Annotated in this window: 24 protein-coding genes, 3 tRNA genes and 1 pseudogene; 22 read left to right on the top strand and 6 right to left on the bottom strand. The window is 61.5% G+C overall.

The window, feature by feature from the left end:
• Positions 1–81 precede the first annotated feature (81 nt).
• Positions 82–516, bottom strand: coding sequence for a DUF6455 family protein (locus tag QTJ18_RS10635; RefSeq protein WP_252751447.1), 435 nt, complete (start codon positions 514–516; stop codon positions 82–84).
• Between the two features lie 313 nt (positions 517–829).
• Here QTJ18_RS10635 and QTJ18_RS10640 point away from each other — a divergent pair, with 313 nt between their 5' ends.
• From QTJ18_RS10640 to QTJ18_RS10650, 3 genes are all read left to right on the top strand, one after another.
• On the top strand, positions 830–2,158 hold the full coding sequence (locus QTJ18_RS10640; protein WP_252751446.1) for an O-acetylhomoserine aminocarboxypropyltransferase: 1,329 nt from the start codon (positions 830–832) through the stop codon (positions 2,156–2,158).
• A gap of 84 nt (positions 2,159–2,242) precedes the next feature.
• Positions 2,243–2,854: a flavodoxin family protein gene (locus tag QTJ18_RS10645; protein ID WP_252751445.1), complete on the top strand. Its 612-nt coding sequence runs from the start codon at positions 2,243–2,245 to the stop codon at positions 2,852–2,854.
• A gap of 139 nt (positions 2,855–2,993) precedes the next feature.
• Positions 2,994–3,338, top strand: coding sequence for a cupin domain-containing protein (locus QTJ18_RS10650; RefSeq protein ID WP_252751444.1), 345 nt, complete (start codon positions 2,994–2,996; stop codon positions 3,336–3,338).
• 7 nt (positions 3,339–3,345) lie between these two features.
• Here QTJ18_RS10650 and QTJ18_RS10655 read toward each other — a convergent pair whose 3' ends face one another.
• The 4 genes from QTJ18_RS10655 to ggt all read right to left on the bottom strand — a co-directional run bounded on the left by QTJ18_RS10655 (position 3,346) and on the right by ggt (position 7,302).
• On the bottom strand, positions 3,346–3,750 hold the full coding sequence (locus QTJ18_RS10655; protein ID WP_252751443.1) for a type II toxin-antitoxin system VapC family toxin: 405 nt from the start codon (positions 3,748–3,750) through the stop codon (positions 3,346–3,348).
• Positions 3,747–3,995 carry a type II toxin-antitoxin system Phd/YefM family antitoxin gene (locus QTJ18_RS10660; RefSeq protein ID WP_252751442.1) on the bottom strand — a complete coding sequence of 83 codons (249 nt, stop codon included), beginning with the start codon at positions 3,993–3,995 and terminating at the stop codon, positions 3,747–3,749. The genes QTJ18_RS10655 and QTJ18_RS10660 overlap by 4 nt, the downstream gene beginning before the upstream one ends.
• A 66-nt stretch (positions 3,996–4,061) precedes the next feature.
• Complete coding sequence (locus QTJ18_RS10665; RefSeq protein ID WP_252751441.1) at positions 4,062–5,309, bottom strand: cytochrome P450; 1,248 nt, start codon at positions 5,307–5,309, stop codon at positions 4,062–4,064.
• Between the two features lie 124 nt (positions 5,310–5,433).
• Positions 5,434–7,302 (bottom strand): gamma-glutamyltransferase, encoded by a 1,869-nt coding sequence (gene ggt / locus QTJ18_RS10670; RefSeq protein WP_252751440.1) that lies wholly within the window; start codon positions 7,300–7,302, stop codon positions 5,434–5,436.
• A gap of 377 nt (positions 7,303–7,679) precedes the next feature.
• Here ggt and clpP point away from each other — a divergent pair, with 377 nt between their 5' ends.
• From clpP to QTJ18_RS10715, 9 genes are all read left to right on the top strand, one after another.
• Positions 7,680–8,312 (top strand): ATP-dependent Clp endopeptidase proteolytic subunit ClpP, encoded by a 633-nt coding sequence (gene clpP / locus QTJ18_RS10675; protein ID WP_252751439.1) that lies wholly within the window; start codon positions 7,680–7,682, stop codon positions 8,310–8,312.
• Between the two features lie 474 nt (positions 8,313–8,786).
• Positions 8,787–10,067 (top strand): ATP-dependent Clp protease ATP-binding subunit ClpX, encoded by a 1,281-nt coding sequence (gene clpX, locus QTJ18_RS10680; protein WP_252751438.1) that lies wholly within the window; start codon positions 8,787–8,789, stop codon positions 10,065–10,067.
• Positions 10,068–10,461: 394 nt separating this feature from the next.
• On the top strand, positions 10,462–12,882 hold the full coding sequence (gene lon / locus QTJ18_RS10685) for an endopeptidase La (RefSeq protein WP_252751437.1): 2,421 nt from the start codon (positions 10,462–10,464) through the stop codon (positions 12,880–12,882).
• Between the two features lie 197 nt (positions 12,883–13,079).
• Entirely contained in the window at positions 13,080–13,355 is a 276-nt protein-coding gene (gene hupB / locus QTJ18_RS10690) for a DNA-binding protein HupB (RefSeq protein ID WP_252751436.1), read from the top strand.
• Between the two features lie 229 nt (positions 13,356–13,584).
• Positions 13,585–14,475 (top strand): DMT family transporter, encoded by an 891-nt coding sequence (locus QTJ18_RS10695; protein WP_252751891.1) that lies wholly within the window; start codon positions 13,585–13,587, stop codon positions 14,473–14,475.
• A gap of 105 nt (positions 14,476–14,580) precedes the next feature.
• Entirely contained in the window at positions 14,581–16,779 is a 2,199-nt protein-coding gene (locus QTJ18_RS10700) for an esterase-like activity of phytase family protein (RefSeq protein ID WP_252751435.1), read from the top strand.
• Positions 16,780–16,949: 170 nt separating this feature from the next.
• Entirely contained in the window at positions 16,950–17,969 is a 1,020-nt protein-coding gene (locus QTJ18_RS10705; protein WP_252751434.1) for an NAD-dependent epimerase, read from the top strand.
• Positions 17,970–18,122: 153 nt separating this feature from the next.
• Positions 18,123–18,422, top strand: coding sequence for a hypothetical protein (locus tag QTJ18_RS10710; RefSeq protein ID WP_252751433.1), 300 nt, complete (start codon positions 18,123–18,125; stop codon positions 18,420–18,422).
• Positions 18,423–18,508: 86 nt separating this feature from the next.
• Complete coding sequence (locus QTJ18_RS10715; protein ID WP_252751432.1) at positions 18,509–18,883, top strand: tudor domain-containing protein; 375 nt, start codon at positions 18,509–18,511, stop codon at positions 18,881–18,883.
• A 232-nt stretch (positions 18,884–19,115) separates the two neighbouring features.
• On the opposite strand, the gene QTJ18_RS10720 is transcribed toward QTJ18_RS10715, so the two are convergent.
• A tRNA-Val gene (locus tag QTJ18_RS10720) sits at positions 19,116–19,191 on the bottom strand.
• Positions 19,192–19,526: 335 nt separating this feature from the next.
• Here QTJ18_RS10720 and QTJ18_RS10725 point away from each other — a divergent pair.
• From QTJ18_RS10725 to nuoF, 10 genes and pseudogenes are all read left to right on the top strand, one after another.
• Positions 19,527–19,603: transfer RNA gene (locus QTJ18_RS10725), tRNA-Asp, on the top strand.
• Between the two features lie 39 nt (positions 19,604–19,642).
• Positions 19,643–19,719: transfer RNA gene (locus tag QTJ18_RS10730), tRNA-Asp, on the top strand.
• Positions 19,720–20,368: 649 nt separating this feature from the next.
• Positions 20,369–20,734, top strand: coding sequence for an NADH-quinone oxidoreductase subunit A (locus QTJ18_RS10735; RefSeq protein WP_210102857.1), 366 nt, complete (start codon positions 20,369–20,371; stop codon positions 20,732–20,734).
• Positions 20,725–21,306: a NuoB/complex I 20 kDa subunit family protein gene (locus QTJ18_RS10740; RefSeq protein WP_252751431.1), complete on the top strand. Its 582-nt coding sequence runs from the start codon at positions 20,725–20,727 to the stop codon at positions 21,304–21,306. The genes QTJ18_RS10735 and QTJ18_RS10740 overlap by 10 nt, the downstream gene beginning before the upstream one ends.
• A gap of 15 nt (positions 21,307–21,321) precedes the next feature.
• Complete coding sequence (locus QTJ18_RS10745; RefSeq protein ID WP_252751430.1) at positions 21,322–21,924, top strand: NADH-quinone oxidoreductase subunit C; 603 nt, start codon at positions 21,322–21,324, stop codon at positions 21,922–21,924.
• Positions 21,925–22,054: 130 nt separating this feature from the next.
• Entirely contained in the window at positions 22,055–22,402 is a 348-nt protein-coding gene (locus tag QTJ18_RS10750) for a four helix bundle protein (protein WP_252751429.1), read from the top strand.
• Between the two features lie 45 nt (positions 22,403–22,447).
• Complete coding sequence (locus tag QTJ18_RS10755) at positions 22,448–23,638, top strand: NADH-quinone oxidoreductase subunit D (RefSeq protein ID WP_252751428.1); 1,191 nt, start codon at positions 22,448–22,450, stop codon at positions 23,636–23,638.
• The gene (locus tag QTJ18_RS10760) at positions 23,638–23,889 is read left to right on the top strand and encodes a hypothetical protein (RefSeq protein WP_252751427.1); all 252 of its coding nucleotides are present in this window, start codon (positions 23,638–23,640) and stop codon (positions 23,887–23,889) included. Before QTJ18_RS10755 ends, QTJ18_RS10760 begins: the two co-directional genes overlap by 1 nt.
• Positions 23,890–23,905: 16 nt before the next feature.
• Positions 23,906–24,682 (top strand): annotated as a pseudogene (nuoE, locus tag QTJ18_RS10765) (NADH-quinone oxidoreductase subunit NuoE); the annotation flags it as partial.
• 218 nt (positions 24,683–24,900) lie between these two features.
• Positions 24,901–26,205: an NADH-quinone oxidoreductase subunit NuoF gene (nuoF, locus tag QTJ18_RS10770; protein WP_252751426.1), complete on the top strand. Its 1,305-nt coding sequence runs from the start codon at positions 24,901–24,903 to the stop codon at positions 26,203–26,205.
• Positions 26,206–26,210: the final 5 nt, after the last annotated feature.

Below are 26,210 nucleotides of genomic sequence, written 5' to 3' on the forward strand. Positions count from 1 at the left end.
CATTTCAAGGGGCAGAGCGGAACCGGCTGAGAGGCGAAGCGGATCTGCGGCGGGGACCGCGCCCGCTTTCGCCCATCCGTTCTAATCGCGCAGAAGCGGCGGCTCCGCACGCATAACGTTGAGTGCCGGGGCATTGGCGCAATAATCGGCAAAATGCACCGGTGCGGTGCCGTCCTTCAGCTCATGGCGACAGCGGCTCTTGTCCTCGCAGGTGGCGCAGGTGACCTGCATGTCGCGAAACAGCGCCGGAAGATGGGCTTCGAGATCGGCCGGATCGATGTGAAGCGCCTTCAGCATCTCCACCATCTCGTCCGCGCCATGCGCGCCTGCCCGCACCACAGCCAGAAGCGTCTCGAAATTCACGTTGCAATCGGCGGCCAGCTGCCGGCGACCGTCCGGGTCCAGCTGCATCAGCGCGTCTTCATCCGCATGCCGCGTGCGCAGGTCGGAATACCAGTCCACCAGCTGTTTTCCGACGCGCTGGGCAAGATGCGATGTGGCATCGTTCATGGTCATGGGAAAGCTCCAGGTTTGCTTGCTGGTGCCAAACTGCCATAGCCGGCCGGCGCCACCTTGATCCTGGTCAAACCTGTCCTCCGGATGGTCCCCCGCAACCGGTCTCCATCATCGACATTTGATCTCGGACCGCGGTGGGAGAGATGCTTGCGCGCGGTCCCGGCAGGCGGGAGCAAAATTTTCCGCACCGGGCGACCGTTTTGTCATGCAGGCGGCTGTGCGCCCCGCCGCTCCCTGCCTATAGTCGGCCCGATGGGCGCCAATCGGCTCCCGGTCAGAGGATGACGTCAACCGCGAAACGGGAGGAAAGATCGTGAGCACAGACACTGCCGGCAATCCAGATCAATCAGGTGGCTCTGCAAATCCGGGCAATCCCGGCTTTTCCACGCTCGCAATCCATGCGGGTGCCAAGCCCGATCCCGCCACCGGTGCGCGGGCGACGCCGATCTACCAGACCACCTCCTTCGTCTTCGAAAATGCCGATCACGCGGCGGCGCTCTTCGGGCTGCAGCAGTTCGGCAATATCTATACCCGCATCATGAATCCCACGCAGGCGGTGCTGGAGGAAAAGGTGGCGGCTCTCGAGGGAGGAACGGCCGCGCTTGCAGTTGCCTCCGGTCACGCCGCGCAGATGCTGGTCTTCCACACGATCATGCAGCCGGGCTGCAATTTCATTGCCGCCAAGCGGCTGTATGGCGGGTCGATCAACCAGTTCGGACATGCCTTCAAGAATTTCGGCTGGGAGGTGCGCTGGGCCGATCCGGCCGATCCGGAGAGCTTCAGCGCCCAGGTGGACGAGAAGACGCGCGGCATCTTCATCGAGAGCCTTGCCAATCCCGGCGGCACCTTTGTCGATATCGCCGCGATTGCCGATGTCGCGCAGAGCCACGGCCTGCCGCTGATCGTCGACAACACGATGGCAAGCCCCTACCTGGTGCGGCCGCTGGAGCATGGCGCCGATATCGTCGTGCACTCGCTCACCAAATTTCTTGGAGGGCACGGCAATTCCATGGGCGGCATCATCGTCGATGGCGGCACCTTCGACTGGTCCGCCTCCGACCGGTATCCGATGCTGTCGCAACCGCGGCCGGAATATGCGGGGGTCGTCCTGCACCAGACCTTCGGCAATTTCGCCTTCGCGATTGCGGCCCGCGTGCTCGGTCTTCGCGATCTCGGGCCGGCCATCTCGCCCTTCAACGCCTTCATGATTCTGACCGGCATCGAGACCCTGTCCCTGCGCATGCAGCGCCATTGCGATAATGCCGCGGCCGTCGCGCAATGGCTGAAGGCGCATGAGAAAGTCTCCTGGGTGAACTATGCGGGGCTTGCCGATGATCCGAATCATGCGCTGCAGCAGCGCTATTCGCCCTCAGGTGCCGGCGCCGTCTTCACCTTCGGCCTGAAGGGCGGTTATGAGGCGGGCAAGAATTTCGTCGAGGGGCTGAAGCTCTTCTCGCATCTGGCCAATATCGGCGATACGCGCTCGCTCGTCATTCATCCCGCCTCCACCACCCACCGGCAATTGACGCCGGAGCAGCAGGTGGCCGCCGGTGCCGGACCGGATGTCGTGCGGCTCTCCGTCGGAATCGAGGATGTCCAGGACATCATCGCCGATCTGCAACAATCGCTGGCACGGGTATGACGGACGGCGGGTGGCGGTTGCAACGGAACCGCCACCCGCCTGCGAAGTTCGGTCTCTTCCGATACACTGACAGGAGACAGAACGATGAGCCTCAAGGCTGTTGCCCTCAATGGCACCCTCAAGCGCAGCGCCGGCGAACCATCCTCGACCGATCGCATGCTTGGACTGATCGCGAAGGCCATGGAGAAAGGCGGCGTGAAGACGGAGATCATCCGTCTGTCCGATCACAATATTCTGCCCGGCGTGACCTCCGACGAGGGACCTGACGACGCCTGGCCTGCCATTCGCGCCAAGATCCTGTCGGCCGATATCCTGATCCTGGGAACGCCGATCTGGCTCGGTCAGCCCTCGAGTGTTGCCAAGCGGGCCCTCGAGCGCATGGACGCCTTTCTGTCGGAAACCGACGATGAGGGGCGCATGGTCTCCTATGGCCGCGTGGCGGCCGTGGCGGTGGTCGGCAATGAGGATGGCGCCCATCACGTGTCCGCAGAGATCTACCAGGCCCTGAACGATGTCGGCTTCACCATTCCGGCCAATGCGGTTGCCTATTGGGTCGGCGAAGCCATGGGCAGCACCGACTTCACGGATGTCGACCCGGTGCCGGAAAAGGTAACCTCGACAGTGGACATGCTGGCGCGCAATACGGTGCATCTGGCGGGTCTGCTGAAGGCCAGCCAATATCCGGGCGAGGAATGAGGCCTGGCATGCCGGCCACGCTTCAGGCACAAGATCAGGATCAGGTACAATAACAGGCGGGCGTTCAGGCGGTTTCAGCCGGATGCCCGCGGCGGCGGCAGGCCAGGGTGGGCTGCCAGATAACAGAGGAATGGACCGGATGACCCATGCGCTTGCCTTCGATCTCTCCGCCATCCAGCCGGAGGAGGGGGCGCCGGCACCGGATCGGCTGATCTCTGGCAATCCGAGATTTCGCACCTGGAGCATCGAGGAAGCAGAGGGCGGGATCTATGCCGGCGTCTGGGAGGCGACACCCGGCGCCTGGCGCGTCTCCTATGACGAGTGGGAGTATTTCCACATCCTGGCCGGCCATTCGATCCTGACCGAGGATGGCGGCGAGCCGCTTTACCTTAAGACAGGCGACCGCCTCATCCTCAGACCGGGCTTCAAGGGAATCTGGGAAGTGGTTGAAACGACTCGCAAGGATTACGTAATCCGGCTGTAGGATAGGATCAAAGATTGGCGAGCACGCCATGGGCATGTGCCGCAGCGGCCAAGGCCCTGTCAAAGGTCGCCAGCTGCCCCTCCAGCCTGAGGGCCAGTTCCAGATAGGCCGCATCGTAGATGGTGAGGTTGTGGCGGGCGCTCAACCGCATAACCTGGTCCCAGCCATTGAGGTTGCCTGTTGTAATAGGCAATGTTGCGATGGTCTCCAGAGCCTTTGTCATTGCGAGAGAGCCAAGGCGTCCGCGTCTCTCGCAAATGCGAAGCACATTCCGCACTTCATAGTGCCAGATGACGGGCACAAACGCACCATTCGTGATCACGCGCTCCAGCCACAACTGGCCACGCGGATTGTCCTCGTCTGGCAAAAGCCATGCCGCGGCGATGGACGCATCGATGATGAGCAGTGTCAACGATGATGTCCTTCGTGGCGATAGCTCATCAACTCTTGAAGCGTAACGCCCTTCATCGAGGCACGCAACTCGGCCAGATCCCGCTTCAGCGCCTCGATATCCACCTTCTTCGGCACAGGTGGTGTCGCTTTCAGTTCACCCACCGTCTGCCCGCCCTCGGTCAGGATGACCGTTTCGCCCTCGCGCACCAGCGCAATCAGCTCATCGAAATGTTCCTTGGCTTCCGCAATGGTGACATGGCGCATGGTCGGGCTCCGCTGTTCAGAGAACGAGACTACACATAACGCTTGTCACAGGAAAGCTGGCACGGCTCACCACGCCAGATCAAGCCGCTCCAGGCCGTGGAAGTGGTAGACATCCTTGACCTTCGGCTGCGCCGCCATCCGCAGGCCGGGCAGCCGGCGGAACAGAAGCGGCAGCACGATGTTGAGCTCCAGCCTGGCCAGCGGTGCGCCGATGCAGAAATGGATCCCGGCGCCGAAGGAGAGGTTGGCGCCCTCGTCGCGGCTGGGCTTGAAGGTCAGCGGCTCGGAGAATTTCTGCGGGTCGAGATTGGCCGCAGCCAGAATAAGGCTCACTTTGTCGCCGCGCTTCAGGCGCACGCCGTCCACTTCCACATCCTCGAGCGCATAGCGCTGGAAGATGTGCACCGGCGCGCAGATGCGCAGGCTTTCCTCCACCGCTCGCTCGGTCCTGCCCGGATCGGCAAACAGCGCCTGCGGGTCGAGCCCGCTCTCCAGGATCACCCGGACCGAATTGCCGATCTGGTGCACGGTCGCCTCGTGGCCGGCATTCAGCAGGACGACGGTCGTGGAGACAAGCTCGTCTTCCGTGAGGAACTGGCCCTTGTGCTCGGTATGGATCATGTGGCTCAGCAAATCGTCGCGCGGGGCAGCGCGTCGCTCGGCAATCACCGTCTTTACGTAATCGGCGAATGCCTTGGCCGAGCGGTCGGCGGCGTCCTCGTCGGCGCGCGAGCGCTTGAACATGTACATGCCGACATAGTCATGGCTCCATCTCAGAAGCTGCGGCCCCATCGCGTCGGGAATGCCGATCATCCGGGCGATCATGGTGACCGGAATGATATCGGCAAAGCTCGACAGAAGCTCCGTCTTCCCATCCTTCTCGAACCCGTCGATCAGGTGGTTGGCGAGCATCTTGATCTCGCCGCTCATCTTCTCCACATGGCGCGAGACGAAGGCGCGGTTGACCAGCGTGCGCAGCCGCGTGTGTTCCGGCGGCTCGATCTCCAGCAGCGAATGGCGCTCGGCGAGATCGAAATGGGCCGTATGGGCCTGGGGCTCGGCCATGCCGAGCTCCTCGCGGCTCGCAATATGCAGGACCTGCCGGCCGAAGCGGCGGTCGCGCAGAAGCGCGTTCACATGGTCATAACCGCAGAAGAACCATTGTTTCTGCTCCTTCCAGTAGAAGGTCGGACAGTGCGCATGCAACGCCGCGTAAACCCGGTTCGGGTCGCCGTAGAAGGCGGGGTCGCGGGCATCGAGCGAGACCATGCGAGAGGCGGGGTCGATCTGCAGGCAATCGGGCACTTGTGTCATGCCCGATGGGGTAGATTATCTTGCGCGGCAAGAAAAGCGGGATTTTCTGGCTGGCCGACCCATTTCGCCAGTCCAGCCCATCTGCCGCGCCTTCGACGATCGAACCGGCGCCGAAATCCGGTCCTTAGCGGCCGGTCGCCACACCTTCGCGTCTCGGATCGGCGCTGCCGGCGAGGCCCTTGGCGGTGATCTCGATCGCCTGCAGCCCCGATGTCATCTCGCCGGCCTTCACCTCGTAGCCGATCGCCTCCAGCGGCGCTGCGAAACGTTCGGCCGCGGTGCCAGCCTCGATATCATAGCGGCCGAAGCGGTTGATGAGATGCGGCTGCGCAACGATTTCCTCCACCGGCATGCCCCAGTCGATATAGGCGATCAGCGCCTGGGCCACATAGCCGATGATCTGGCTGCCGCCGGGCGAACCGATGGCCAGCAGCGGCTTGCCGTCCTGCATCACGATGGTCGGCGCCATGGAGGAGCGGGGCCGCTTGCCGGGCTCGACGCGATTGGCGATCGGCACGCCGGCATCATGCGTCTTGAACGAGAAGTCGGTCAGCTCGTTGTTGAGGAGGAAGCCGTTGGTCATCAAGCGCGAGCCGAAGCCGTTTTCGATGGTCGTCGTCATCGAGACGACATTGCCCTGGCTGTCGACAATGCTGAAATGGCTGGTGGAGGGAAGTTCGATGGCCGCGTCGCGGCCGAAGAGAAGCGCATGATCCCAGCTCGGCTCGCCGGCCTTGGCCTGTTCGGCGGAGAGGGCCCGGTCGGTGTCCAGCAGATCGGCGCGGCTGCCGAGATAATCCTTCGACAAAAGCCCCTTGATCGGCGCGGGAACGAAATCGGTATCGGCGAGATAGCGCTCGCGATCGGCAAAGGCGAGCCGCTGGGCATCGCCGATCAGCCGCCAGCTTTCCACATTGTCCGGGCCGAAACCCTTGAGGTCGAAATTCTCGAGCATGCCGAGCATCTGGCCGACCGCAACGGCGCCGGACGAGGGCGGACCCATGCCGCATATATCGAGCGCCCGATAGGCGACGCAGACCGGCGGGCGCTCCTTCACCCGGTAATTGGAGAGATCGCGAAGCGAGAGCGTGCCGGGATTGCCTTCGGCCTCGCGCACCGTCCTGACGATCGCTTCCGCGATCGGTCCGGTATAGAAGGCCTCGGCGCCACCCTTGGCAATGGCCTGAAGGGTTGCGGCGTAATCCGGATTTTTCAGGAGCGTCCCCGCCTTGAGCGGCGCGCCGTCCGGACCGAAGAAATAGCGGGTCGTCGGCTGATAGCGCTTCAGCTTGTCGCCTTCGCCGGCCACCAGGCCCGCAAGCCTCGGAGAGACCGAAAATCCTTCGCTGGCAAGCTTTTCCGCCGGCGCGAAGAGATCGGCCCAGGCAAGCTTGCCGAAACGCTTGTGCACATCCTCCATCAGCCGCACCGTGCCCGGCGTGCCGACCGAGCGGCCACCGACAACGGCGTCCATGAAGGTCAGCGGCTGCCCCTTCTCGTCCAGGAAAAGCTTGGGATGCGCCTCCATGGGCGCCGTCTCGCGCCCGTCGAATGTGGTGAGTTTGCCGGATGCCCCATCGTAATAGACAAGGAAGGCGCCGCCGCCGAGGCCGGAGCTCTGCGGCTCGACGAGGCCGAGAACCGTCTGCACCGCCACCAGCGCATCCACGGCATTGCCGCCCTTTTCGAGGATAGCGTGGCCGGCCTGCGCCGCCAGCGGATTGGCGGCCGCAACCATGAAGGATGACGCTTCGACCCGCTTGGCCGATGTGGTCTCGGTCGCCTTTTCGGGGATCGCCGTATCGGATGCCTGCTGCGCCAGGGCCGGGGCTCGCAGACCGGTTGAAAGCAGCGCGCCGGCAAGAGCCGTGACGGCAATGGCGTACAGGACCGGTCGCCGCAGGGCGGCTGGCTTGACGGGACTTGGCGGCAAGGCGGGCGCTTTGCAAAGCGGATAATCGTTCTGGTGCCCTGTCGGGGATGAGTGCCGCATCGGATCCTCCTGCTGCCAAAGCCCGGAGTGTGGCCGACAATCCTTGAGATGACAATCCTCCCGGAGACAATCCTGCAGAAGGTAAGTCTGCGGAAAGACAATTGTGGGTTGCGCTTCGCCGCCGCTGGAAAATGGGGTGCCCGCGCGGTGATGTCCGGCTTGGGATGCGGCTGCCGGCATGCGCCAGGATGGCTGCAGCTGTGGACAGTGTGGCGCAAGACACCGTGCGGGCGGCGAAAGTCCCCGCTGATTAAGGATATCGATAGCCGACTCTTGAAGTGCGGGGCGTCGAAGCTCTATGTAGAGAGCTAACGTGATGATGACGATTCCTGGCGCGATTCTGTAACCGTCGGGCGCCGATGAAACAAAGGAAGACCATGAGAAACCCCGTTGATACCGCTATGGCCCTGGTTCCGATGGTCGTGGAGCAGACCAACCGCGGCGAGCGTTCCTACGACATCTATTCGCGCCTGCTGAAAGAGCGGATCATTTTCCTGACGGGACCGGTCGAGGACCATATGGCCTCGCTCGTCTGCGCGCAGCTCCTCTTCCTGGAAGCGGAAAACCCGAAAAAGGAGATCGCGCTCTACATCAATTCGCCGGGCGGCGTCGTTACGGCCGGCATGTCGATCTATGACACGATGCAGTTCATCAAGCCGGCGGTCTCGACGCTGTGCATCGGCCAGGCGGCGTCCATGGGCTCGCTGCTTCTGGCGGCCGGCGAGAAGGGCATGCGGTTTGCCATGCCCAATTCGCGAATCATGGTGCACCAGCCCTCGGGCGGTTTCCAGGGCCAGGCCTCGGACATCGAACGCCATGCTCGTGACATATTGAAAATGAAGAAGCGGTTGAACGATGTCTATGTGAAGCATACGGGCCGCACTTACGAAGAAGTTGAAAAGACGCTCGACCGCGACCATTTCATGGATTGCGACGAGGCGCTGGAATGGGGCGTTGTCGACAAGGTTCTGACATCTCGTCAGGAACTCGAAGGCGGCGCCGGGAATTGACTGGAGAGGTGACCGGGTTCTCGGGCCTGTCATCAGGCCCGTCCGGGGCCGCGAACTGGCTCTGGAACTGGTCTTCGTCCTTGTCAAAGACTTGAGCGGCCTCTTTGGCCAGTGTCTCGAGTCCGCGTTTTGGGTCCGCGTTTTGGGCCGGCTCCCGGGCCGCGATTGACCCGGGAAAGCGCCAGGGCGTATAGCCAGGAAAGGGTGTAACCCCGTTGTGACCGGAATAGGGGGTTTCACCGCTCCAATTTGGCGCTATGAGTTGTTATTAATGCTGTGTTGAAATTTTATGACATAGCATGCGGTCTGGACGGGGTTTCGTTGCCACCGGACCGGGGATCTTGAAGCTCCCTGCCGGCAGAGTACCCCTTGAAGGAGTGGCAGGCACTGCCTTTGTCATAAGGCATGGCCAGCCGGCAAGAGAAGTGTCCGCGCCCGCGTGACGGGCAGGCGGTGTGCTGGAAGGGAAGTGATATGAGCAAGGTCAGCGGCAGCAACGGCGGCGACTCCAAGAATACGTTGTATTGTTCTTTCTGCGGCAAGAGCCAGCACGAAGTCCGCAAGCTGATTGCCGGACCGACGGTCTTCATCTGCGATGAATGCGTCGAATTGTGCATGGACATCATCCGCGAGGAGAACAAGAGCTCCATGATGAAGTCGTCCCGCGATGGCGTTCCCACGCCGCAGGACATCATCAAGGTGCTGGATGAATATGTCATCGGCCAGCGGCAGGCCAAGAAGATCCTGTCCGTTGCGGTGCACAACCACTACAAGCGCCTGGCCCATGCGTCGAAGAACGGCGAGGTCGAGCTGGCGAAGTCGAACATCATGCTGGTCGGCCCGACCGGCTGCGGCAAGACCTATCTTGCCCAGACGCTGGCGCGCATCATCGATGTCCCCTTCACGATGGCCGATGCCACGACCCTGACCGAGGCCGGCTATGTGGGCGAGGATGTCGAAAACATCATCCTGAAGCTCCTGCAGGCGGCGGATTACAATGTCGAGCGCGCCCAGCGCGGCATCGTCTATATCGACGAAGTCGACAAGATCTCCCGCAAGTCGGACAATCCCTCGATCACCCGCGACGTTTCGGGCGAGGGCGTCCAGCAGGCGCTCCTGAAGATCATGGAAGGCACGGTAGCCTCGGTTCCGCCGCAGGGCGGCCGCAAGCATCCGCAGCAGGAATTCCTGCAGGTGGACACCACCAATATCCTGTTCATCTGCGGCGGCGCCTTTGCCGGCCTGGACAAGATCATCTCGGCCCGCGGCGAGAAGACGTCGATCGGCTTCGGCGCGACCGTCAAGGCGCCGGATGACCGTCGCGTCGGCGAAGTGCTGCGTGAGCTGGAGCCGGAAGACCTGGTCAAGTTCGGCCTCATCCCCGAATTCATCGGCCGTCTGCCTGTTCTGGCAACGCTGGAGGATCTCGACGAGGACGCGCTGATCCAGATCCTTTCGGAGCCGAAGAACGCGCTCGTGAAGCAGTATCAGCGGCTGTTCGAGATGGAAGATGTCGAACTGACCTTCCACGAGGATGCTCTGCGCGAGATTGCCCGCAAGGCCATCGTCCGCAAGACGGGCGCCCGCGGTCTGCGCTCGATCATGGAAAAGATCCTGCTGGACACGATGTTCGAACTTCCGGCGCTCGAAGGCGTTCGGGAAGTGGTGATCTCGGAAGAAGTGGCCCGCGGCGCTGCCCGCCCGCTCTACATCTATGCCGATCGACAGGACGAAAAGGCTAACGTTTCGGCCTGATCGCGACAAGACGGGCGAGGGGCCGCAAGGCGCCTCGTCCTGCCGCCTTCGCAAGCGGCCAACGCCTCTCGGTCTTGTTCCGCGGGCGAAGCAGCGCCGAAGCCTGTTCTGGCTGATCGGCGGCACGGACCGGGCAGATCCCGTTGCACGTCGAACGCCGTCGCACGACAGACGGCTGCAACAGAGGCCAGCGGCCGGACGGACATAATCAGTCACGCGTAAGCATCTCGTCATATACTGCCCTGATCGGCCTGCCCTCAGCTGCCTGCGTTGTGAGGTGCGGTTCGCAAGGCTTGAAATGACGTGTTGAAACCTCCACTTTGGGGAAGAAAGAAGCGCTCGCTCCTCGTGAACGAGCCGGTTCCCGGAAACGGGACGAGTGAAAGGAAATGACATGACGAATTCAGCGTCTACGGCACCTGGCGGCGATATCTATCCGGTCCTGCCTCTGCGCGACATCGTGGTCTTCCCGCACATGATCGTACCTCTTTTCGTCGGACGCGAGAAATCCATTCGCGCGCTTGAAGAGGTCATGGGTTCCGACAAGCAGATCATGCTGGTCACCCAGATCAATGCCGGTGATGACGACCCGGCACCCGCAGCCATTCACGATGTGGGTACGGTGGCCAATGTTCTTCAGCTCCTGAAGCTGCCCGACGGCACCGTAAAGGTTCTGGTCGAGGGCCGGGCGCGTGCCAAGATCGATACCTATACGCCCCGCGAGGATTTCTACGAGGCTCATGCCAATATCCTGGCCGAACCGGAAGATGATTCCGTCGAGGTCGAGGCTCTGGCCCGTTCCGTGGTTTCCGAATTCGAAAACTACGTGAAGCTGAACAAGAAGATTTCGCCGGAAGTGGTTGGCGCGGCAGGGCAGATCGAGGATTACTCGAAGCTGGCCGACACCGTTGCCTCGCATCTGTCGATCAAGATCACCGAAAAGCAGGAAATGCTTGAAACGGTGAGCGTGAAGATGCGTCTGGAAAAGGCGCTCGGCTTCATGGAAGGCGAGATCTCGGTTCTTCAGGTCGAAAAGCGCATCCGCTCGCGCGTCAAGCGCCAGATGGAAAAGACCCAGCGCGAATATTACCTGAACGAGCAGATGAAGGCCATTCAGAAGGAGCTTGGCGAGGGTGAGGACGGCCGTGACGAGATGGCCGAACTCGAGGAGCGTATCGCCAAGACCAAGCTGACCAAGGAAGCCCGCGAAAAGGCGGATGCGGAACTGAAGAAGCTCAAGCAGATGAGCCCGATGTCGGCGGAAGCCACCGTCGTGCGCAACTATCTGGATTGGCTCCTGAGCATTCCGTGGAACAAGAAGTCCAAGGTCAAGGTCGATCTGAACCACGCCGAATCCATCCTTGAGCAGGACCATTACGGTCTCGACAAGGTCAAGGAGCGAATCGTCGAATATCTGGCGGTCCAGGCGCGTGCGACCAAGATCAAGGGTCCGATCCTGTGCCTCGTCGGCCCTCCGGGCGTCGGCAAGACCTCGCTCGCCCAGTCGATCGCGAAGGCAACCGGCCGCGAATATGTTCGCATGGCGCTTGGCGGCGTGCGCGACGAAGCGGAAATCCGGGGCCACCGCCGCACCTATATCGGCTCGATGCCTGGCAAGGTCATCCAGTCGATGAAGAAGGCCAAGAAGTCCAATCCGCTCTTCCTGCTCGATGAAATCGACAAGATGGGCATGGATTTCCGGGGCGACCCGTCGTCCGCACTTCTCGAAGTGCTGGATCCGGCGCAGAACTCCACCTTCATGGACCACTATCTGGAAGTGGAATACGACCTGTCGGACGTGATGTTCATCACCACGGCCAATACGCTGAACATTCCGGCGCCGTTGATGGACCGCATGGAAATCATCCGCATCGCGGGTTACACCGAAGATGAGAAGCGGGAGATCGCCAAGCGCCACCTTCTGCCGAAGGCGATCAAGGAACATGCGTTGAAGCCGGAGGAATTCTCCGTCAGCGACGATGCCCTGAATGCCGTGATCCAGCAGTATACCCGCGAGGCCGGTGTGCGTAATTTCGAGCGTGAGCTGATGAAGCTTGCCCGGAAGGCCGTTACCGAAATCATCAAGGGCAAGACCAAGGCGGTGGAAGTCACCGCGGCAAACATCCATGACTATCTGGGTGTCCCGCGCTTCCGCCACGGCGAGGCCGAGCGTGAGGATCAGGTCGGTGTCGTCACCGGTCTGGCCTGGACGGAGGTCGGCGGCGAATTGCTGACGATCGAAGGCGTCATGATGCCCGGCAAGGGCCGCATGACGGTGACCGGCAACCTGAAGGACGTGATGAAGGAATCGATCTCGGCGGCGGCCTCCTATGTCCGCTCGCGCGCCGTCGATTTCGGCATCCAGCCGCCGCTCTTCGACAAGTCGGACATTCACGTCCACGTGCCGGAAGGTGCGACGCCGAAGGATGGTCCCTCTGCCGGCATCGCCATGGCGACGGCCATCGTCTCCATCATGACGGGCATTCCCGTCTCGAAGGATGTCGCGATGACCGGTGAAGTCACCCTGCGTGGCCGCGTCCTGCCGATCGGTGGTCTGAAGGAGAAGCTTCTGGCGGCGCTTCGCGGCGGCATCAAGAAGGTTCTCATTCCGGAAGAGAATGCAAAGGATCTGGCCGACATTCCGGATAATGTGAAGAACAACATGGAAATCATCCCGGTTGCCATGATGTCGGAAGTACTCGGCCATGCGCTGACCCGCATGCCGGAGCCCATCGAATGGGATGGAACGGTGGAAACGCCGGTCATCGCAACGGTGGATGGTGCCGACGATAACGGGGCCTCTCTCGCCCATTGAGGGGCGTGACCTGTGTGAAAATGACACTCGATACGAAAAAAGGCCGGCACTACGCCGGCCTTTTTTGTGAAAACCGCCTGATACCCCTTGTTTTTAAGGCCATTGCGGAGCTTTTGAAAAGGCGAAGGGGCCTCGCCAACCGGAGAGTCGCCCCCGACTGATCCATTGTGTGTGAAACCATTGAAAGGGGTGGAAACATGAACAAGAACGAATTGGTGTCCGCCGTTGCTGAAAAGGCCGGTCTCTCCAAGGCCGACGCAGCTTCTGCAGTTGATGCCGTATTTGACGCTGTTCAGAGCGAGCTCAAGAGCGGCGGCGAAGTTCGTCTCGCCGGCTTCGGCAGCTTCTCTGTTTCGCGTCGTGAAGCTTCGAAGGGCCGCAACCCCTCGACCGGCGCGGAAGTTGACATCCCGGCACGCAACGTGCCGAAGTTCTCGGCCGGCAAGGGCCTGAAGGACGCCGTCAACAGCTAATGGCGACAGCCCGCTTCGAGCGGCGCATCCGCGAACCGGGCTCGGCAGTACTGCCGGGCCTTTTTTCGTCGCATCGAGGGCGATGTCCCGGCGATATCTCCCCGCGGCATCCCGCCCGCGAGACGACAGACCCGATCGCGTCATGTGCGTGATCCTGAACCGCCTGCGTCCGCCGGTCCCGGCGCCCGCACCATTCGCCAGGAAGCCGCCGTTGAAGAATCGCCCGCTGATGACCCTGTTCCGCCTGCCGGCCGTGCTGGGCGCCTCCTACATGATCCTGGCCGGCATCGTCTTCGCCGTGCTCAATGTCGTCACCCAGTGGCTGGCCATGTTGCTGCAATTCCCGGCGGCCTCCACCGCGTTCTGGCAATATGGATTTGCCCTCGTCTTCAGCCTGCCCTTGTTGTGGCGGCACGGGCTGGGCGCAATGCGCACCCGCTATCCCGTGCGCCATATTCTGCGCGTCGCGCTGGCGGCGCTTGGCGTGCAGGCCTGGGTCGTCGGACTGGCAACCGTTCCCATCTGGCAGGCCATCGCCTTGGTCATGACCTCGCCCTTCTTCGTCATCATCGGCGCGCGGCTGTTTCTCGGAGAGCGCATCGGCCCCTCCCGCTGGCTGGCGACGCTCTGCGGCTTTGCCGGCGCGATGATCATCCTGCAGCCCTGGTCGGACAGCTTCACGCTTGCCGCGCTCTTGCCGGTGGCCTCCGCCCTTTTGTGGGGCGGGTCCTCACTGATCATGAAGAACCTCACCCATTACGAGCCGGCGGAGACCGTCACCGTGTGGCTGCTGGTGCTGCTGACGCCGATCAATGCGGGGCTTGCGCTCGGCACCGGCTTTGCGGTTCCGGACGGCCTTGCCTTCTGGCTGCTGCTCTCCGCCGGCCTGCTGACCGCCTTCGGGCAATATCTCCTGACGCTTGCCTATAGCGCCGCCGATGCCGCTTATGTGCAGCCCTTCGACGATCTGAAGCTGCCCTTCAACGTGGCGGCCGGCTGGTTGATCTTCGGCTATGCCCCCTCCGGCACGCTGTGGTTCGGCGCGCTGCTGATCCTGGGGGCCTCGCTGACCCTGATGATGCATGAGGCTCGGCGCGAGCGGCAGCGCCGGCAGGCCTGATCCCAAGCCCTGGCCCGCTAACCGCGGCGGGCAGCGTGTCATCTTACTGTTACGCGTTTGCCGCAAAACCGCCCTGTTCGCTACAGGAACGAAAAGGGCTGTCCCATGAAGAACAGAATTTCCCGCGCGGCGATGACCGCCGCGCTCTTTGCCTCCGTCGCCGCACCGGCTTCTGCCGAGCCGGTCTTCAACCGCATCGCATCCTTTGCCGTGTCGCAGAACCTGCCGGCCGACAAGGATAAGCTGACGCCAAGCTCGGCGGAGATCATCACCGCCTCCGAAGACGGCACCATGCTGATCTATTCCGACAGCCCGCTTGGCGCGATCGGCTTTGTCGATATTACCGACCCCATGGCGCCGAAAGCAGCCGGCGCCGTGATGATGGACGGCGAGCCGACATCGGTGGCCGTGATCGGCTCGAAGGTTCTGGCGGCCGTCAATACGTCGGAAAGCTATGTCAAGCCGTCCGGTCAGCTGCGCGTGGTCGATATTGCCACCAAGACGATCGAGGCGAGCTGCGATCTCGGCGGCCAACCGGACTCCGTTTCGGTCTCTCCTGACAAGAGCTTTGCCGCCATCGCCATCGAAAACGAGCGTGACGAGAAGGTGAATGACGGCGCCATCCCGCAAATGCCGGCTGGCGACCTCGTCATCCTGTCTTTGAAGGACGGTGCCGCCGATTGCGCCTCGGTCAAGCATGTCACGCTGACGGGTCTGGCAGATGTTGCCGGCGACGATCCGGAGCCGGAATTCGTCGCGATCAACAGCCTCGGCGAGATTGCGCTGACGCTGCAGGAAAACAATTATATCGTCATCATCGATGGCAAGACCGGCACGGTGAAGACCAGCTTCTCCGCCGGCAAGACGGCTGTCGAAGGCGTCGACAGCAAGTCGGACGGTGCTTTGACCTTCACCGGCAAGGTGGACGAGCGCCCGCGCGAGCCGGATGCCGTGAAATGGCTGGACAATGATCGCTTCGTCGTCGCCAATGAAGGCGACTGGAAGGGCGGCACCCGCGGCTTCACCATTTTCGACAAGACGGGCAAGGTCGTCTTCGAATCCGGCGCCTCGCTGGAGCAGGCCATTGCCCGCATCGGCCATTTCCCGGACAAGCGCGCCAAATCAAAGGGCATCGAGCCGGAAGGTCTGGAAGCCGCGACCTTCGGCGGTCAGAAGTATTTCTTCGTGCTCTCCGAGCGCGCCTCGATCGTTGGCGTCTACAAGGACACCGGCGCCGAGCCTCAGCTGACGCAGCTGCTGCCCTCCGGCGTCTCGCCGGAAGGTGCCGTCGCGATCCCCAGCCGCAATCTGCTCGCCACGGCCAACGAACTGGATCTCGGCAAGGATGGCGGTGTGCGGTCGCATGTGATGCTCTACCAGTATGCCGAAGGCAAGCCAGCCTATCCGACGCTCGTCTCCAAGGATGTTGATGGCAAGATCATCGGCTGGGGCGCTCTGTCCGGCCTGGTCGGCGATGCGGAGAAGGACGGCATCCTCTATGCGGTGTCGGATTCCTTCTACGGCATGCAGCCGTCGATCTTCACGATCGATGCCTCCAAGATGCCGGCGGAGATCACCAATGTCGTGCGCGTGACGCGCGGTGGCCAGCCGGCACAGAAGCTGGATCTGGAAGGTATCGCGCTTGACGGCAAGGGCGGCTTCTGGCTCGCCTCCGAAGGCGATAGTGCCAAGCTCGTGGCGCATGCGCTCTACAATGTCGACGCCAAGGGCGAGATCAAGTCGGAGATCGCCCTGCCGGCGGAGCTTCTTGCCGGCGAAACCCGCTTCGGTTTCGAGGGCGTGACCACGGTCGGCACGGGCGATGACATGACGCTCTGGATGGCCATGCAGCGCGAATGGAAGGACGATCCGAAGGGCAGCGTCAAGCTCGTTGCCTATAAGCCGAAGACCAGGGAATGGTCTGCCGTGCGCTATCCGCTGGAAAAGGCGGGCGAGGGCTGGGTCGGCCTGTCGGAAATCACCGCCCATGGCGATTACGTCTATATCGTCGAGCGCGACAACCAGATCGGCGACAAGGCAATGCTCAAGAAGCTCTACCGCGTGGCGATTGCCGACCTGAAGGGCGCCAAGCTCGGCGGCGAGCTGCCGGTGGTCAAGAAGGAGGATGTGCATGACTTCCTGCCGGACCTGAAGGCTGCCACCAATGGCTATGTCCTGGATAAGCTCGAAGGCTTTGCCTTTGACAAATCGGGCAAGGCCTATGCGGTGACCGACAATGACGGCGTGGATGATTCCTCCGGCGAGACGATCTTCTTCCCCGTCAATATGACCGCAACGAACTGATCGACCTGGGGCTGCGATCGCTTTGACATGGGAGGGCTCCGGCTGTGCGGCCGGGGCCCTTTTTTTGTCCAGCGGAGCGGGAGGCAGGTCCTAGGGGCTTCGGGAATGCGGTTGCATCTCGCCCAAGGATGGTTTTCTATCCGCTCCGCAATGACAGGGATGCCCAGACGATGCACTATATGATCACCGGAACCGCAGGTTTTATCGGCTTTCACCTGGCCCGGCGCCTTCTGGAAGAGGGGCATCGCGTGACGGGGCTGGATGGTCTGACACCCTATTACAACCTGCGCCTGAAGGAGGCACGGCACGCGGCGCTGGGCCAGTTTCCCGCCTTCCGTCCGGTCATCGGCAGGCTGGAGGACCAAAGGATCCTCGAATCGACGCTGGAGGAGGGGAGGCCGGATGTGATCATCCACCTGGCCGCCCAGGCCGGCGTCCGTTACAGCCTGGACAATCCGAAAGCCTATTTCGATTCCAACCTTGCCGGCTCGTGGAATATCCTCGAATTGGCCAAGACCATCGGCGTGCAGCATCTGATGCTGGCATCGACCTCCTCCGTCTACGGGGCGAACGAAAAGATTCCCTTTGCCGAATCGGATCGCGCGGACGAGCCCCTGACCTTCTACGCGGCCACCAAGAAGGCCATGGAGGCGATGGCCCATTCCTATTCCCATCTCCACAAAGTGCCCACCACTGCCTTCCGCTTCTTCACCGTCTATGGACCCTGGGGCCGACCCGACATGGCGCTGTTCAAATTCGTCAAGGCCATGCTGGAAGGTGGCGAGGTGGAGATCTACGGCGAGGGGAAGATGAGCCGCGATTTCACCTATATCGATGACCTGGTGGAGGGGATCATCGCCCTCTCGCATGTCATCCCCGACGAATCGAATCGCGTCTTATCGGGTGGTATCACCGATACGCTGTCGCATCAGGCGCCCTTCCGCATCGTCAATATCGGCGGGGGTCAGCCGGTGGGACTCCTGGATTTCGTCGAGACGATCGAAAAGGTGATGGGCAAGCCGGCGCGGCGCAAGATGCTGCCAATGCAGAAAGGCGACGTACCGCGCACCTTTGCCAGCCCGGATCTTCTGGTGGCGCTGACCGGTCGCAAGCCGGAGACCGGTCTGGACGAGGGCGTCAGGGCCTTTGTCGACTGGTATCTCGATCACCGCGAGGAACTGGATCTTTAGGAACGGAGCAGCGCCCTGGGCAAGGATGTCCGGTAAGGAGAGGGGCGGTCACGTGCTCTCGTGACAGCGACGTGACGTCAATCTGCCGCCCGACCCCGTTCTTGAGTTAACGGCAGTCGCGCCCCGCGACACCTGTGGCAGAGGCGGGGCTGCGTGTCCAGACGGCGCGGGCACGAAGCAGGTGATGCCGCACCGGGCGGCCCGCAGTGTGGTTTAGGCGTCGGACTCATTGTGGACACATTGCCATACTATAAGATCCTCATCGGCGTTGATAAGCGGGTGAATGAACTCGCCGCTTTCAAGGCTGCAATTGCTCAAGCCTTTGACCATGGATGTACCGGCACTGGATTTAGAAGCAATGATGAGGAAGGTCGGTGCAATTCTGCCCCGGCCTTTTTTGTTTTGAACTTGCGGCTGCGCGCTGCTGTTATTCAGCCGCCGTTCATTAAGTAAACATGAATATTCCTCGTCCAGCCAGGCTGGGCTCGCTTCCGCCATTCGGCGGGCGGTTGGGACACAGTCCCGGGGGGAAAGTCATCGTGAAATTTCGTCTTGCAGCGGCCGTAGCAACGGCCATTCTTATGTCTGTCTCGTCTGTTGCGCTTGCACAGACCAAGGGCGATTGGGTGCTCGGTAATTACAAGGGCGCCGGTTATTGGTATCCGGGCGTGATCTCTTCTATCCAGGGGTCGAAAATCACCATCCAATACGATGACGGCGACCGTGAAACCGTGTCGATCAATGAAACCAGGCCCTATGACTGGTCGATCGGCAAGAAGGTCGAGTGCAATTTCAAGGGGCAGGGACAATGGTATTCCGGCACGATCTCGTCGCTGGCCGGTGAGAAGATCGGTATCGCCTATGATGACGGCGACAAGGAGACGACGAAGACCGGCCGCTGCCGCTCCAGCTGACCTCAATCGAGAAGAAGCCTCGGGTGGTCTGCAGTCCGCCGGATCTCGCCAGCGTGAAGCACGATTCGCCCGAGGCTTTCGCACCTCAAGCCAGTTTCAATATAAAAAATAGGGTCGCAAAGCCTGCCACGCTGGCTCCACGCGCCAGTCGAACGCATCGGCAAGGCCGTAACGATTGGCGGGCCAGCGTCAAGATTAGGTATTGCGGGAAAAATGGGAGATTGGGAAGAAATGGTGGGCGATGAGAGACTCGAACTCCCGACATCTTCGGTGTAAACGAAGCGCTCTACCAACTGAGCTAATCGCCCGGACGTGATGGCGAACCAGTGTCCGCCGCGTCGGTGGCCGTCATCTATGCGGATCGCGGAAAAGACGCAAGAGTGTTTGTGAATTTTTTTTGATTTTTTTCGCCGCCGCCTTCTGCCAGCTGCAAGAAAAGTTTTCAAATTCAGCGATTTGACTGCGGTGCCATGAAGTCTCGTCCACAGCTTTGGCAGCATGGGGCGGAGGGCTCTGGCATCATTTTCGGCTTCGTCACCGTTTTGTCTTGAAACCTGCTTGACACCTCCGGATGAACCCCTTAGAGAGCCGCACATCGATTGGCGCTGCCGGTCGACGGGGTTGGTTTTCCCCTTTGAAATGCGCGGGTGTAGCTCAGTCGGTTAGAGTGCCGGCCTGTCACGCCGGAGGTCGCGGGTTCGAGCCCCGTCACTCGCGCCATTCAAAATCAAACCCTTGTCACGCAAGTGGCAGCAATGCGCGGGTGTAGCTCAGTCGGTTAGAGTGCCGGCCTGTCACGCCGGAGGTCGCGGGTTCGAGCCCCGTCACTCGCGCCATTCTCCCACGCCGCTCGAGGCGTTGCCTCCTTTTTTCCCAATCTGTCTTTCCTGCCACCGCCGCGGACCAGTCACGCCGCATCCTGGAAACGGCGCTGGTCCCTGTCATCTTTCCGTGATCGGTCGTGCTCTTCTCCTTTCTGTTGACGTCGATTTCCGGCTGCTCAAACTGTCGAGACGTGCGAAAGTGCCATCCCGCCCAAACCGGCTGCGACATTTTATCAGCAACTGCTAAAATATTAATCCGGGCCATTGCAGGCGGCGGTGCCGAGTCTTATGTCCGGCGCATCAGTCGTGAGCGGGGGTTCGGGCCATGGCCCGGTTCCATGGTTTTGCCCCGTCGGTTTTGCCTGATGGTTCAAGGGCGCAGCGCAGCAAGTCCGTGCGCGACCTGCCACGGGCAAGGGCCTTGCTGCTCGGCCCTGCCAGGGCTTGACGTGGCGGCCGGCGAAGGGGGCTGGGGCAGGCATGATCCGGAATGGATCGCTTGCACTGCACCATGTGCCATTTTGGTTCGGGACCGGGCCCTCAAAGCTCTTGCGCCCGGACCCCGCCTGCGCTAGTCACGGCTTGTTGCAATGCACGTTCGCTTGCCGCGCATTCGCTTTCGTGCCGCCCGGCACTGCTTGGCAAGCAGGGATCGAATACCATGACAGAACTTCTCAGTTCCTATGTTCCGATTGCGATCTTCATAGGCATCGCCCTCGTGATCGGCCTGGCGCTTCTGATCGCGCCTTTCGCCGTGGCCTACAAGGCGCCCGATTCGGAAAAGCTGTCCGCTTACGAATGCGGCTTCAATGCCTTCGACGATGCGCGCATGAAGTTCGACATTCGTTTTTATCTCGTGTCGATCCTCTTCATCATTTTCGATCTGGAAGTGGCGTTCCTCTTCCCCTGGGCTGTGTCCTTCGGGGAAATCGGCTGGTTCGGCTTCTGGTCCATGATGGTCTTCCTCGGGGTTCTGACCATCGGCTTTATCTATGAATGGAAGAAAGGAGCGCTGGAATGGGAGTAGTGGATCATTCTACAACCCTTATGGCGCCGCAGCCCAAGGGCATCATCGATCCCCGCACGGGCAAGCCAATCGGCAGCGACGACGCTTTCTTCGGCGAGATCAACAATGAGCTCGCCGACAAGGGTTTTCTGGTCACCTCGACCGACGAACTGATCAACTGGGCCCGGACGGGCTCACTGATGTGGATGACCTTCGGTCTGGCCTGCTGCGCCGTCGAAATGATGCAGCTTTCCATGCCGCGCTATGACGTCGAGCGCTTCGGCTTTGCGCCGCGCGCCAGCCCACGCCAGTCGGACGTGATGATCGTTGCCGGTACGCTGACCAACAAGATGGCGCCCGCGCTGCGCAAGGTCTATGACCAGATGCCGGAGCCGCGCTACGTCATCTCGATGGGATCCTGCGCCAATGGCGGCGGCTATTATCACTATTCCTATGCGGTGGTGCGCGGTTGCGATCGCGTCGTGCCGGTGGATATCTATGTTCCCGGCTGTCCCCCCACGGCGGAGGCGCTGCTTTACGGCGTGCTTCTGCTGCAGAAGAAGATCCGCCGGACCGGCACGATCGAGCGATAAGGGCGAGGACGGACAATGAGTGAAGCCCTGAACGAATTCGCCGCCTACCTGGCCGAGGCTCGCCCCGGCCTGGTTCAGACCGCGACGATCGCCTATGGCGAACTGACCCTGACGACCGACCCGGACCGGCTGCTTGAATTGCTGACCTTCCTGCGCGACGACGTGCAGTGCGGCTTCGTCAACATGATCGATGTCTGCGGCGTCGACTGGCCGCAGCGGGAACGCCGTTTCGACGTGGTCTACCACCTCCTGTCGCCCCGCCAGAACATGCGGGTGCGCGTGAAGGTGGAGACGGCGGAAGACGTGGCCATTCCCTCGGCCTGTTCCGTCTATCCGGGTGCCGACTGGTTCGAGCGCGAGGCCTGGGACCTGTACGGCATCATGTTCACCGGCCATCCGGACCTGCGCCGCATTCTCACCGATTATGGTTTCGAAGGGCATCCGCTGCGCAAGGATTTCCCGCTCACCGGCTTTGTCGAAGTGCGGTACGACGACAGCGCCAAGCGGGTCGTTTACGAGCCGGTCAATCTCAGGCAGGAATTCCGCAGCTTCGACTTCCTCAGTCCCTGGGAAGGCACGGATTACGTGCTGCCGGGGGATGAGAAGGCCGCGAAGTAGGCTTCGGGCAATAGGCAATAGGCAATAGGCAATAGCCAGTGGGTAATGCCGGTAGGCAGTAGGAAAAACAACAGGGAGCAGTCAGACGACAATCAACTCCTACCGTGATCTGAAGGTGTGGCAACGCGCTATGGATCTGGCGGTTGAGAGCTATGAGCTTACGAGGAGCTTTCCGGCGAGCGAGGCCTACGGGTTGAACTCCCAGATCAAAAGGGCAGCCACTTCTGTCCCGGCGAACATAGCGGAAGGCTACGGTCGACATTCGACAGGTGCATATGTCCAGCACCTGAAGATCGCTCAGGGTTCTCTCAAGGAATTGGAAACGCATTTGCTCCTGAGTGTTCGCCTCAGCTTGGTCCCGGAAAGTCGCTTGAAGAACGCGATGATGCTGGCCGAGGAAATCGGGAAAATGCTGTGGTCGCTGATCCGCAGCTTACAGGATGAACGGAATGGTCGCACGAGTGATGAAAAGCCCTAATGGCTATTGCCTACTGGCTAATGCCTCGATGCGCGGAGCGCGCCAATGACTGAACACAACGTCCGCAATTTCAACATCAACTTCGGCCCGCAGCATCCTGCGGCGCACGGGGTTCTGCGTCTGGTTCTCGAACTGGACGGGGAAATCGTCGAGCGCGTGGATCCGCATATCGGTCTCCTGCATCGCGGCACCGAAAAGCTGATCGAGGCCAAGACCTATCTCCAGGCGCTTCCCTATTTCGACCGGCTGGATTACGTCGCGCCGATGAACCAGGAACATGCCTATTGCCTGGCGGTGGAAAAGCTGCTCGGCATCACGGTTCCGATCCGCGGCCAGTTGATCCGCGTTCTGTATTCGGAAATCGGGCGCATCCTGTCGCATCTGCTCAACGTCACCACGCAGGCCATGGACGTCGGCGCGCTCACGCCGCCGCTCTGGGGCTTCGAGGAACGCGAAAAGCTGATGGTGTTTTATGAGCGGGCGTCCGGTTCGCGCATGCACGCCGCCTATTTCCGCCCCGGCGGGGTTCACCAGGACCTGCCGCACGAACTGGTCGAGGATATCGGCAAGTGGTGCGATGCCTTCCCGCGGGCGCTCGACGACATTCACGGCCTGATCACCGACAACCGCATCTTCAAGCAGCGCAATGTCGATATCGGCGTGGTGAAGCTGGAAGACGCCTGGGCCTGGGGCTTCTCCGGCGTGATGGTGCGCGGTTCCGGCGCGAAATGGGACCTGCGCAAGTCGCAGCCCTATGAATGCTATGCCGACCTCGATTTCGATATCGCCATCGGCAAGAATGGCGATTGCTACGACCGCTATCTGATCCGCATGATCGAGATGGCCGAGTCGGTGAAGATCATGAAGCAGTGCGTCAATCGCCTTCTGTCGGATGCCAAGACCGGCCCGGTCTCGTCGATCGACGGCAAGATCGTGCCGCCGAAGCGTGGCGAGATGAAACGCTCCATGGAAGCGCTCATCCACCACTTCAAGCTCTATACCGAGGGCTTCCACGTGCCGGAAGGCGAGGTCTATGCCGCCGTCGAGGCGCCGAAGGGCGAGTTCGGCGTGTATCTGGTCTCTGATGGCACCAACAAGCCCTATCGGTGCAAGATCCGGGCGCCGGGCTATGCGCATCTGCAGTCGATGGACTTCATGTGCCGTGGCCACCAGCTTGCCGACGTGTCGGCGATCCTTGGTTCGCTTGACATCGTGTTTGGCGAGGTGGACCGCTGATGCGTGGCGTCGCTCTCGCCCTGTTGGGATTCTGTCTCGCCTCTGCGGCCAATGCCCAGAGCCTGAACGGCAGCGTCCAGACGGAGCGGGGCGCCGACGCCACCATGGCGGAACTTCTCGTCCGGGAGTATGAAATCAAATCTGCCGTGCCCAATGGATCGAAGCTGATCGTCTTCATGCAGAAGGGCACGTCTGCTTATGCCTGCGAATTCGTCAATGTCGCGAAGACGCGTTGTGCATCGATCAATTGATAAGGCGTGAGAAAGAATGTCCGTTCGTCGACTAGCCGAAGATCAGTTCCAGCCGGGCGCCTTTGCCTTCACTGCGGATAACGCAGCCTGGGCAGAGGCGACAATCCGGAAATATCCGGAAGGCCGCCAGCAATCGGCGGTCATTCCGCTGCTGATGCGCGCCCAGGAGCAGGATGGCTGGGTCACCCGGGCCGCCATCGAATTTGTCGCGCAGAAGCTGGCAATGCCCTATATCCGCGTGCTGGAGGTGGCGACCTTCTACACCCAGTTCCAGCTGAAGCCGATCGGCACCCGGGCGCATGTCCAGGTTTGCGGAACGACCCCTTGCATGCTGAGAGGCTCCGAGGCGCTGATGGATGTCTGCAGGCGCAAGATCCACCACGAGCCCTTCGAGCGCAATGCCAGCGGCACGCTGTCCTGGGAAGAGGTGGAATGTCAGGGCGCCTGCGTCAATGCGCCGATGGTCATGATCTTCAAGGACGCCTATGAAGACCTGACGCCGGAGCGTCTGGAAGAGATCATCGATGCTTTCGATGCAGGCAAGGGGGCGCAGGTGAAGACCGGCCCGCAGATCGACCGAGTGACATCCGCACCGGAAGGCGGTCCGAAGACGCTTCTGGAAGAGGTCAAGCCTGTCCGCACCAATCTGGAAGCGCAGCCGGAGGCGCCGGCCGCCTCGGTCCCGCCGGCGGAAGCCGGCCGGCCGAAGGACACGGCCGCTGAGACCAATCCTTCGCTGAAGACCCCGGTGACGGCACCCGAGGCTGCGAAATCCAATGCCAAGGCCGCCGAGACCGGAGAGCTTTCGGCGACCAAGGCCTCCGAGCCCGATCCGAAGGCACCCGGCAGCACCGCCGAGGGCGCACCGGTGGCGGACGCCGCAAAGACGAAGACCACGACATCCGACGGCGATCGGTAACGGAACCGCCTGAGGAACCGCGTCCGGCCAGCCGGCGCATCTTGCATTCGAAAAAGCCGACCTAAGGTGGCGGCGGACTGGTGGAATAGATCATGTTGAAAGATCAGGATCGCATCTTTACCAATATCTACGGTCTCAAGGACAAGTCCGTGAAGGGCGCCATGAGCCGTGGCCATTGGGATGGCACCAAGCAGATCATCGAGAAGGGCCGCGACTGGATCATCAACGAGATGAAGGCCTCCGGTCTTCGTGGTCGTGGTGGCGCCGGCTTCCCCACCGGCCTGAAATGGTCCTTCATGCCGAAGGAGAGCGATGGCCGTCCGCATTACCTCGTCGTCAATGCCGATGAGTCGGAGCCCGGGACCTGCAAGGACCGTGATATCATGCGTCACGATCCGCATACGCTGATCGAAGGCTGCGTGATCGCCGGCTTCGCCATGGGCGCGCATACGGCCTATATCTATGTTCGCGGCGAATATATCCGCGAGCGCGAGGCGCTGCAGGCGGCCATCGACGAGTGTTACGATGCCGGCCTTCTCGGCACCAACAACAAATGCGGCTGGGATTTCGATGTCTACGTGCATCACGGCGCGGGCGCCTATATCTGCGGCGAGGAAACCGCCCTTCTCGAAAGCCTGGAAGGCAAGAAGGGCCAGCCGCGCCTGAAGCCGCCATTCCCGGCCAATATGGGCCTTTATGGCTGCCCGACCACGGTCAACAATGTCGAATCCATCGCCGTCGCCCCGACCATTCTGCGTCGTGGCGCCTCCTGGTTCTCGTCGATCGGGCGCGCCAACAATGTCGGCACGAAACTGTTCATGGTGTCCGGCCACGTGAACAAGCCCTGCACCTTCGAAGAAGCCATGGGCCTGTCCTTCCGCGAGATCATCGAGCGCCATTGCGGCGGCATTCGAGGCGGCTGGGACAATCTTCTCGGCGTCATTCCCGGCGGGGCATCCTGCCCGGTGGTGCGCGGCGAGGACATGGCCGACGCGATCATGGATTTCGACGGCATGCGCGAGGTGAAGTCCTCCTTCGGCACCGGCGGCATGATCGTGATGGACAAGTCGACGGACATCATCAAGGCGATCTGGCGGATTGCGGCCTTCTTCAAGCACGAAAGCTGCGGCCAGTGCACGCCGTGCCGTGAAGGCACCGGCTGGATGATGCGCGTCCTTGAGCGTATGGTGAAGGGCAATGCGCAAAAGCGCGAGATCGACATGCTCTTGCAGGTCTCCAAGCAGATCGAAGGTCATACGATCTGCGCTCTGGGCGATGCTGCGGCCTGGCCGGTTCAGGGTCTGATCCGCAATTTCCGCCCGGAAATCGAAAAGCGGATCGATCAATATACCGCCAACGCCACAAGCGTCGGAGCGGTTCTCGAAGCAGCGGAGTGACGAAC

It is taken from the genome of Rhizobium sp. SSA_523, assembly GCF_030435705.1.
Taxonomy (GTDB): domain Bacteria; phylum Pseudomonadota; class Alphaproteobacteria; order Rhizobiales; family Rhizobiaceae; genus Neorhizobium.